This is a genomic window from Oceanicoccus sp. KOV_DT_Chl (assembly GCF_900120175.1).
Classification (GTDB): domain Bacteria; phylum Pseudomonadota; class Gammaproteobacteria; order Pseudomonadales; family Dasaniaceae; genus Oceanicoccus.
Window position 1 is genome coordinate 394,039 of the sequence record NZ_FQLF01000004.1, and the last position, 6,637, is coordinate 400,675.

Sequence of the window (6,637 nt, forward strand, 5' to 3'; positions counted from 1 at the left end):
GGCAATCACCCTTACCCATTTTTCTCAAGTAGCAGCGTACAACGCACCCTTCCCGCATTCCCGGCCCGTAAATTAATCCGCTACCAAAGATATAAACTGTACAAAAAACTTGCAGCACACCCTTTACTGTATATAATCACAGAACTGTATATAAAAACAGATCGCACTAGCTAGCTTCAAGCGATGACACAGACCAAGGGAATTCATGATGACCAAGCTTACCCCCCGACAAGCAGAAGTACTTGCCCTAATCAAAAGTAATATCGAAGATACTGGCTTCCCGCCAACGCGCGCCGATATTGCCCGTCAGCTAGGGTTTAAATCTGCCAATGCCGCAGAAGAACACCTAAAGGCATTGGCTCGCAAAGGCGCAATCGAAATGATTCCGGTGCATCAAGAGGCATACGCATTCCCGATGACGAGCACGCAGGCATTCCAATCGTTGGCCGAGTTGCCGCTGGCAGCCCTATCCTGGCGCAAGAACATATTGAAGACTATTGTGAAATGCCCCCCTCTTTCTTTAGTCCCCGCGCGGATTATTTTCTTCGAGTCAGTGGTGACAGCATGATCGATATTGGCATTTTTGATGATGACCTATTGGCCGTGCACAAAACGTCCACAGCGAATAATGGCGAAATTATTGTCGCTCGAATTGATGATGAAGTGACCGTAAAGCGTTTAAAGACCACACGCAGCAAACATCAAATCCTGCTGCTACCGGAAAATCAGGATTACCAACCAATCGAAGTGGATCTACGCCATCAGGATTTTGCCATTGAAGGCCTAAGCGTTGGCGTAGTAAGGCGACAGTAAAATTACTCCAGGCAATAAAAAAGCCCCGTAGGGGCTTTTTTATTGCCTGGAGCACGATCATTGCGAACAGCCGAACCTTCAAATTCAATGCAAGGTATGGGTTATTTCTTCTTCAACAATAGCATCATCCTCTAATGTTTCTTCAGTAATATGCGCGGCAGCTTGAATTCCTGCCTGGATCATCACTTTAGCGACATCCAGCCCTGCATCCCCCATATACGCCTTTGATTCATCAGAAAAACGAATATTCACCAATGGCTCACTGCCATCTTCGTCAGATCGCTTTAATACAATTTCTCCGCTAGGGAGCTCAATAATTTCTAAAAATGATGACGACACTGATATTCCTGTTACAACGTGTAAAACTAATAGCGGATATTCTAACAGCTGCCAGCAATACTAGTGAATAAACTCAGTCAATATTGAGTAATATTAACGATTCAGGCAGATATCAGCATGCAGCAACTAAATAAATCCATTACTTGGCGCTTTTTTTAGTTTTACCTTCCTGCACTATCCACTTGCCCCCTTCGTAGAAAGCCTTCCAGCCACTAGGTTTACCATCGATTTCCGTTTGCACATAATGCTCTTTCGTTTTACGGCTGTAACGGATGATCACTTTATTGCCATCGGGGTCTTCAGTGGGCGCTTTAAATAAATGCTTGTATTTGGGATCGATTGCTTTTTTAAAGGGCAAGATCTCTTCAACCAACGGGGCACGCGTTTCTCGATTTTTTGGGAAGTTACTCGCGGCTAAAAACATACCGGCGGCACCGTCACGCAGCACATAATGATCATCAACCTTTAAACACTTGAGATCAGGCATGGGGACAGGGTCCATCTTAGGTGGTGCCGCATCGCCATTGCGAAGTAATTTTCGAGTATTTTTACAATCCTCATTGGTACAACCAAAATACTTACCAAAGCGACCAGACTTAAGCTGCATTTCTGCACCGCACTTATCGCAATCCAGCACCGGACCTTCGTAACCCTTAATTTTGAAGCTACCTTGCTCTACTTCAAAACCAGTACAGTCAGGGTTATTACCACAAACGTGTAATTTCCGTTGTTCATCAATTAAATAACTGTCCATCGCGGTATTACAAATCTTGCAGCGATGTTTTTTTCGCAATAAACGAGACTCAGCTTCATCATCACTATCAACACTGACCACTTCATCACCAGAAACCAGGTTAATAGTGCTCTTGCAGCGCTCTTTGGGAGGCAAGGCATAACCTGAGCACCCGAGAAAAACGCCGGTACTAGCTGTCCTAACCTGCATCGGACGTTCGCACTTGGGACAAGCAATATCGGTTTCAGTAGGGTTGTTAGCACGCATGCCACCCTCTTCTGATTCCGCTACTTCCAATTGCTTTTGAAAATCAGTGTAAAAACTATTTAGCAAATCCTTCCAATCCAGATCACCAGCAGCTACTGTATCGAGCCGCTCTTCCATTTTGGCAGTGAAATCGTAACCTAATAATTCGGAAAAACTTTCAACTAAACGCTCAGTAACTACATCGCCCATTTTTTCCGCATAAAAGCGGCGATTTTCAACCCGCACATAACCACGGTCCTGGATGGTCGAAATAATCGAGGCATAGGTAGAGGGGCGGCCAATTCCACGCTTCTCTAACTCTTTTACTAAGCTGGCCTCACCGTAACGCGCGGTCGGTTTAGTGAAATGCTGACTAGGGTCTAACTTTTCTAATGTTAACTGATCATTCACCTTTACATCGGGCAAAATAACATCTTCATCTTTGTTAGAATTAGGAGGTAAGACTTTCATAAAGCCATCAAACCGCATCACTCTTCCACGAGTGCGTAATTCAAATTCGCCCGCAGTCACCACGATACTGCTACTGGTAAATTCCGCAGGCACCATCTGACAAGCGACAAACTGACGCCAAATTAGCTCGTACAAGCGTTCAGCATCACGCTCCATGTTTTGTAACTGCACGGGCTTGGTATTGACATCAGAAGGCCGTATCGCTTCGTGTGCCTCTTGTGCCCCCTCTTTGCTGGAATAAGAGACCAGATCAGATGGGAGGTATTTCTTACCATAATTACTACTAATAAAGTCGCGACAATTAGCGACAGCTTCCGCACTCAAGTTGGTCGAATCTGTACGCATGTAAGTAATGTAACCCGCTTCATATAAGCGTTGCGCCATCATCATGGTTTTCTTCACCCCAAAACCAAGTCGCGTACTCGCGGCCTGCTGTAAAGTTGAGGTAATAAAAGGGGCGGAAGGTTTAGACTGCGTCGGTTTATCTTCGCGCTTACTAACGGTAAAGGTTTGTTGCTTTAGCGCCTCAAGCACTGCGTTAGTTTGCTGTTCATTTTGAGGCCTGAAGGCTTTGTCACCCTGTTTTTTAACTTCCAGCCTTAAGGCTCCGGCCTTAGCGCTGGTATCAGCAAATACCTGCCAAAACTCTTCAGGGATAAACGCTCTAATTTCACGCTCCCGCTCTACCACCAGGCGGGTAGCAACCGACTGTACACGCCCTGCCGATAAACCTCTGGCCACTTTCGCCCAAAGCAGTGGCGACACCATATAGCCAACTACGCGATCCAAAAAACGGCGTGCCTGCTGCGCGTTTACACGATCAATATCGAGGTGACCGGGTTTTTCAAAAGCTTCGGTAATCGCTTTTTTGGTGATTTCATTAAATACTACCCGACGATAGCGCTCTTCATTGCCACCAATCGCTTCTTTCAGATGCCAGGCAATAGCTTCTCCCTCACGGTCCAAATCCGTCGCGAGATAAATAGTATCGGCATCTTTAGCCAGCTTTTGTAACTCAGTGACGACCTTTTCTTTGGCCGGTAGGATTTGATAATGCGCGGCCCAACCATTGTCAGGGTCGATGCCCATACGGTTGATCAACTGTTCACGACTTTTTTTCTTTTTGTAAGCAACTTTTTTCTCTGGCGACATTTTGCGGGTAATCGCTGCAGCCGCGGCGCGGGCTTTGGGGTCGGATGAAGAGCTGCCTGCGGTAGGTAAATCCCTGATATGGCCTACACTTGATTTAACAATAAAGTCTTTGCCCAGATACTTATTTATTGTTTTAGCCTTAGCTGGCGACTCGACGATAACCAGTGATTTACCCATATTACCCTTCTAAATTCAGAAAATATTTTACGCCGCTACCGACGCGAGGCGACATATATAAGTCCTGTTACAGTCTCGGTCAACCCAACAGTAAATAAAAATTACTGATGAGCAATCCGATTCAGACACAAAACGATCCGAATTCAAGCACCTCTACTATTAGCTAAGTACTGGATATATCAGGAAATTTTTAATTTTAAGCCATGAGGTCAAGGTACACAAAATACAACTAAATATTTTTATTCTGAAATATACTCGAATCGAGGCTTTACAATGCCATCCACTTCAACCTGCTCAATAAACATACTAAGCGGCCTTAACCATAAACCCCGCTCACCATAAAGTGCGCGATAGACCACAAAGCGCTCCTCTGTTTCAGTATGTCCCGCCTCACCAATCACCTGGTAGTCATTGCCTTTATAGTGCCGGTAAAGGCCTGGTCGCAACTCTGCCATCGTTCTTCCTTCTATATACTGTTTTAAATTCTACTGTTAGCCGGGTGCATGCAACTGCTGTTGCAACTGCTGTAATTGCCGCTTCAGACTTTCTACAAAATCCACATCGCCCTGTTCTCGCCAAAATATTGCCAGCCCAGCGGTCGCATATTCTATGGCTACGACAGTATCGGGTAAGGCAGCTAGCGTAGCGCCGACCAACGTTTGCCAATCGCGACTACCAGCCTTTTGAAACGGCTCTGTCTCCAAGTCGCTACGCTGCACAATATGCTGAAAAACATCGCGCTGCTTACTCCGCCATGGCAGTCGGTATATAACCCCCTGCACTACTGGTTCACGTCTGACTTTTGCCCGCTCTGTCTGCGGTAAATCACAAATTTTAACTTGTAAGCCTAAATTCATAGCATGTTGGCGCAGTTGCATCTGGCGTTTTTGCTTAGGACTTGGCATCATCCAAAATATGGGGGACAGCACCACCGCCATAACGACAACAATAATTATGTAGCTCAATTTTCTCTCCCAAAGAGTATGCAGTATTACGCGCACTATTTGATTTATATCAGTAGACTTAACACTGAATATAGACGTTAATCAATAATAGATACCCGCTTAAACTTTTAACATTTTATAGGTGATTTAAAACAAAATAATTCCACAACCTAACCCTCTCAGGAGCCCATTATGAGCCAATACAACACCATTTTACTCGCATCAGACTTATCCGATGAAGCTGAGCAGGTTGCTGATAAAGCCATGGCTGTCGCGAAAGCTAATGGTGCAAGCCTGCATCTTATTCACGTGATAGAACCCCTTAGCTTTGCCTATGGCGGTGATATCCCGATGGATTTCTCAGGCATTCAGGAAGAAATGCAAAAACAAGCAGAAGCCCAAATGAGTGATTTCGCTAAACGCTATAACATCAATCCTGAACACCAGCACATTGTTATTGGTCGCCCGGAAAGTGAAATACACAATCTGGTGAAAAAACTAAGCGTAGACCTGGTGGTAGTTGGCAGCCACGGACGCCACGGTATCGCATTATTGCTCGGCTCCACGGCCAATGCCGTATTACATGGTGCAACCTGCGACGTATTGGCCGTACGGGTAGGTGAGTAACCTCCCTACTCGTCTGACAACTCCACCCAGCGTTCGTAACAATGTTCCAACTGGGTGGTAGCCGCTGCTAACTGCTCCAGCTTATCGCTGACAAGCTGACGATCCTGCTGATAAAAATCCGCTGCAGTTGCTTCCTCTTCAAGCGCTTTTTGTTGTTGTTCCAAGGATTCAATCAATCCCGGCAGCTCTTCGAGTTCACGTTGTTCTTTAAAGTTTAATTTTTTGGTTTTGCCTGGCGCAGCTTTCACCTCAGCAGGTTTGGTAGCAGTGGCAGCGGATAATTTTTCTGCAGCAACTTCTGCCTCACCAATAAAGCGCCCGCCTTGACGGATCCAATCCTGGTAGCCCCCCACATACTCGCGCACTACCCCCTGACCTTCGAACGCCAGCGTACTGGTAACGACATTGTCCATAAAATCCCGGTCGTGGCTGACCAATAAAATGGTGCCGTCAAACTCAACCAGGACTGTTTCTAGCAACTCCAGTGTTTCTACATCCAGGTCATTAGTCGGTTCATCCATAACCAATACATTAGCTGGCAAACTAAACAAGCAAGCAAGCTGAACGCGATTTCTCTCGCCGCCAGATAGCGCTCTTAGCGGTGTTCTGGCGCGCTCTGGAGAAAAGAGGAAATCGCCTAAATAACTAAGAATGTGACGTGACTTGCCATTAATTTCAATGCTATCGCGACCTTGACCAACAATATCAACAATGGTTTTATCGCCATCTAGCTTGTCGCGCATCTGATCGAAATAAGCAATATCCAAACGGGTGCCCAATTTCACAGTCCCGGACGTTGGCTGCAGCTCACCCAATAATACTTTCAGTAAAGTCGTTTTACCGACACCATTGGGTCCTAACAGGCCAATTTTATCGCCGCGAATAATGTTGAAACTTAAATGCTCAAACAGGGTTTGCCCCCAAAACTAAAGCTCGCACCTTCAACCTCGGCCACTAATTTTCCTGAGCCACTGGCTGATTCCACGTTAATGGTTGCCGTGCCTTGTACGTTTCGTCGCTCGCCGCGCTCTTCACGCAAGCGCTTTAACGCCCGCACCCGGCCTTCATTGCGCGTGCGCCGGGCTTTTATGCCCTGCCTAATCCATACCTCTTCCTGAGCCAAGCGCTTATCAAA

General features: G+C 46.1%; 6 protein-coding genes and 2 pseudogenes. 2 read left to right on the forward strand and 6 right to left on the reverse strand.

Annotated features, from left to right (window positions below):
• Positions 1 to 208 precede the first annotated feature (208 nt).
• Positions 209 to 813 (forward strand): annotated as a pseudogene (gene lexA, locus UNITIG_RS17295) (transcriptional repressor LexA).
• A gap of 84 nt (positions 814 to 897) precedes the next feature.
• Here lexA and UNITIG_RS17300 read toward each other — a convergent pair.
• From UNITIG_RS17300 to UNITIG_RS17315, 4 genes are all read right to left on the reverse strand, one after another.
• On the reverse strand, positions 898 to 1,152 hold the full coding sequence (locus UNITIG_RS17300; RefSeq protein WP_101759611.1) for a hypothetical protein: 255 nt from the start codon (positions 1,150 to 1,152) through the stop codon (positions 898 to 900).
• A 139-nt stretch (positions 1,153 to 1,291) separates the two neighbouring features.
• Positions 1,292 to 3,931 (reverse strand): type I DNA topoisomerase, encoded by a 2,640-nt coding sequence (gene topA / locus UNITIG_RS17305; protein ID WP_101759612.1) that lies wholly within the window; start codon positions 3,929 to 3,931, stop codon positions 1,292 to 1,294.
• Positions 3,932 to 4,170: 239 nt separating this feature from the next.
• Complete coding sequence (locus tag UNITIG_RS17310; protein ID WP_101759613.1) at positions 4,171 to 4,386, reverse strand: DUF1653 domain-containing protein; 216 nt, start codon at positions 4,384 to 4,386, stop codon at positions 4,171 to 4,173.
• A 36-nt stretch (positions 4,387 to 4,422) separates the two neighbouring features.
• The gene (locus tag UNITIG_RS17315) at positions 4,423 to 4,896 is read right to left on the reverse strand and encodes a hypothetical protein (protein WP_145999211.1); all 474 of its coding nucleotides are present in this window, start codon (positions 4,894 to 4,896) and stop codon (positions 4,423 to 4,425) included.
• Positions 4,897 to 5,067: 171 nt separating this feature from the next.
• Here UNITIG_RS17315 and UNITIG_RS17320 point away from each other — a divergent pair, with 171 nt between their 5' ends.
• Positions 5,068 to 5,502 carry a universal stress protein gene (locus tag UNITIG_RS17320; RefSeq protein ID WP_101759615.1) on the forward strand — a complete coding sequence of 145 codons (435 nt, stop codon included), beginning with the start codon at positions 5,068 to 5,070 and terminating at the stop codon, positions 5,500 to 5,502.
• A gap of 5 nt (positions 5,503 to 5,507) precedes the next feature.
• On the opposite strand, the gene UNITIG_RS17325 is transcribed toward UNITIG_RS17320, so the two are convergent.
• Both UNITIG_RS17325 and UNITIG_RS25730 read right to left on the reverse strand, forming a co-directional pair.
• Complete coding sequence (locus UNITIG_RS17325) at positions 5,508 to 6,413, reverse strand: ATP-binding cassette domain-containing protein (protein WP_369809219.1); 906 nt, start codon at positions 6,411 to 6,413, stop codon at positions 5,508 to 5,510.
• Positions 6,398 to 6,637 (reverse strand): annotated as a pseudogene (locus tag UNITIG_RS25730) (ABC transporter ATP-binding protein); the annotation flags it as partial. The pseudogene UNITIG_RS25730 and the gene UNITIG_RS17325, both read right to left, overlap by 16 nt.

Bases quoted from the DNA above. Each gene is read 5' to 3' on its own strand.
- topA (WP_101759612.1), bottom strand. From the start codon at position 3,931: ATGGGTAAATCACTGGTTATCGTCGAGTCGCCAGCTAAGGCTAAAACA.
- UNITIG_RS17310 (WP_101759613.1), bottom strand. From the start codon at position 4,386: ATGGCAGAGTTGCGACCAGGCCTTTACCGGCACTATAAAGGCAATGAC.
- UNITIG_RS17320 (WP_101759615.1), top strand. From the start codon at position 5,068: ATGAGCCAATACAACACCATTTTACTCGCATCAGACTTATCCGATGAA.